The organism is Streptomyces calidiresistens (genome assembly GCF_014141525.1).
In the GTDB taxonomy this organism is placed as follows: Bacteria; Actinomycetota; Actinomycetes; order Streptomycetales; family Streptomycetaceae; genus Streptomyces; species Streptomyces calidiresistens.
This window is the reverse complement of record NZ_VKHS01000789.1, coordinates 1-2,436: the sequence shown is the minus strand read 5'-3', so window position 1 is coordinate 2,436 and position 2,436 is coordinate 1. Positions and strand designations below refer to the sequence as shown.

Here is a 2,436-nt window from a genome sequence, read left to right as displayed (position 1 = left end):
GCGGTAGGGGGAGGGATCGGTGCTCTCGCCGGAGATGCCGGGCACGGCGGCGTGCAGCGGGTTGAGCTGGATGAACCCGGCGCCGGCCGCCCGACCGGCCCAGCCGGCGAGCTGGGCCAGGTCGGCGAGGTCCCCCATCCCCCAGGAGCGCTCGGACAGCAGCGAGTACAGCTGCACCAGCAGGCCGTGGCGGCGTCCGGAGGGCTCGGGGACGCGCTGCGGGGACACCAGCAGGTGGGCGCGGGCGAGACGCCCGTCGGGCGTCTCGGCCTCCAGCGCGTGCACCCCCAGGGGCACCGGGGGCGCCGCCGGGGCGGCGGTCCGCGGGTCGCCGAGCGGGAGGGAGCGGCCGTCCTCCGTGGTCACCCGCAGGTCGGTGCCGGGCGGGAGGCCGGCGAGGAGACCGGGGGGAAGGACCGCCCCGGCCGCCGGGTCGGCCGCGACGGCGACCACGGTGGGCGGGAGGAGACGGGCGGCGAGGGCCTTCTCGTGGCGCTCCAGGGCGTCGCGCACCGCCTCGGGGCCGGAGGCGTCCACGCCGAGGGCGGCCAGGACCGCCACGACGGTTTCGGTGGGCACCGGCACCCGGTGCCCCGGGGTGGGTTCGTAGGATTCGGCGACCCCGTGCGCCGCGGCGAGCCGGGCCAGCCCGCGCATCAGATTCCGTCGGACTCCGGGCCGACCGGCGACTCGGCGTAACCGCCGGCGACGGTGGGCTCGGAGGTCAGGGGCGGCTGGGCGGTCAGCGGGGGCTCGCTGGTCAGCGGAACGCCCGCGCCGTGGGGCGGCTCACTGGTCAGGGGGGCGGACACCGGGCCGCCGTAGGCCGCGCCGGCGAGACCGGAGTCGGGGTCGGAGAGGTCGGAGAGGTCCAGCTCACCGGTGTCGTCCCAGAACTCGGGGACGTCGGGTTTGACGGGTTCCCCGTCGTCCCGTCCGGCGGGCGGGGCGATGAGGGCGGGATGGGCCTGCTCGGCGGCTGCGGGCACGGGCTTCTCCATTCGGGTGGTGGACAAACGACCCGGAGTGAGATCTACCCCGAAGCACTCACGGCATCACACCGAAATCCTCCCGGAACGGGGAGGGCGGGGGCTGCTCACGCCGGGACGCGACGCAAATGTGTGGTGTTGTCGGCTCCGGTGACGGTGGTTCTTGCGGACCGGGGCCATGACCACCGTAACGTCTCCCGCGGCACCGGGTGCCGGATTCGCCCGCCGCATCACCTTTTCTCCGCATCGTCCCCCGCATCGTCCCCCGCAGCGTTCCCCGCGGCGTTCCCCGCGGCGTTCCGAACGGCACCGAGAGCGGTATCGGGGCGCCCGGGGGCATCGGTGCGGGCCCCGGGGCGACGGCCCCCCCGAACGCGCGCCGGGCCGCCGGAACGGGCCGGGATCACCCCGTGGCGGCCCGGCACACGACCGGGCGGGCACGTCCCCGCGGGGGGCGGGACGTGCCCGCCCCCACGGGGGACGCGACGCGACCGGTACGGCTAGAGGCACTCGACGGCCGGTGCCTCCTCCCCCACCCCGTAGGGCAACAGATACGGAAGCCACCGCGGGTCGCGGTGGCCGGTTCCGATGATGCGCCAGGCGAGACCCGACGGCGGGGCGGGCTGATGCCGCAGCCGCCAGCCGAGTTCCGCGACGTGGCGGTCGGCTTTGACGTGGTTGCAACGGCGGCAGGCCGCCACGACGTTCTCCCAGGCGTGGGCCCCGCCCCGGCTGCGCGGGATGACGTGGTCGACGCTGGTGGCGACGCCCCCGCAATAGGCGCAGCGGCCGCCGTCCCGGGCGAAGAGGGCGCGGCGGGTGAGGGGCACGCTGGCACGGTAGGGAATCCGGACGAAGCGTTTGAGCCGGACCACGCTGGGGGCGGGGATCTGCGTGCTGGCGCTGCGCATGAGGAGGCCGGAGTCCTCCAGGCTGACCGCCTTGTCGTGCAGCAGCAGGATCAGGGCTCGCCGGACGGGCACCACGCCCAGCGGCTCGTACGAGGCGTTGAGAACCAGGACATTCGGCACAGCCGGCCTCCGTTTCCGTCGGCGGCGCGTGGCTCGCGCCGGGACGATCAACCACAGTGTGTCCCGACCCCGGGGGACGGCGCCACCACGATCGGGAATGTGTCGAGTGACACAGGTGGGACCCGGCTTCCGCGCGATCCGGGTGTCGGAGCCCGGTCACCGCGTCCCGACAAGTGGTTTCCCGGGATGGGGCCCGTTCTCCCCTCCCGGCGGGATACGGCCCGGTCACGGGTGCCGGCGGGACCCGCGGCCGGCGCCGGCGGCGCCGTCCCGGGGCGGCGGCTCCCCACTGCCGACGGGCCGGCCGGATCATCGCGCCCGACCGTCGGGGACGCGCCATCCGGGCATCGGCCCCCTCGCCCCCTCGGGGAGCGCCGTTACCGTTGGCGGGGTGCGAGTGCTCCACCCCGATCCCC

General features: G+C 75.9%; 3 protein-coding genes. All 3 read right to left on the bottom strand.

Translation table 11 applies throughout. The features are described from left to right. Positions 1 to 657: 4-alpha-glucanotransferase (locus tag FOE67_RS22785; RefSeq protein WP_182666717.1), on the bottom strand; the 657-nt coding region annotated here is incomplete at its 3' end. After that, the gene (locus FOE67_RS29650; RefSeq protein WP_228474186.1) at positions 657 to 1,001 is read right to left on the bottom strand and encodes a hypothetical protein; all 345 of its coding nucleotides are present in this window, start codon (positions 999 to 1,001) and stop codon (positions 657 to 659) included. The genes FOE67_RS22785 and FOE67_RS29650, both read right to left, overlap by 1 nt. Before the next feature lie 488 nt (positions 1,002 to 1,489). Then, positions 1,490 to 2,020, bottom strand: coding sequence for an HNH endonuclease (locus FOE67_RS22775; RefSeq protein WP_182666716.1), 531 nt, complete (start codon positions 2,018 to 2,020; stop codon positions 1,490 to 1,492). Positions 2,021 to 2,436: the final 416 nt, after the last annotated feature.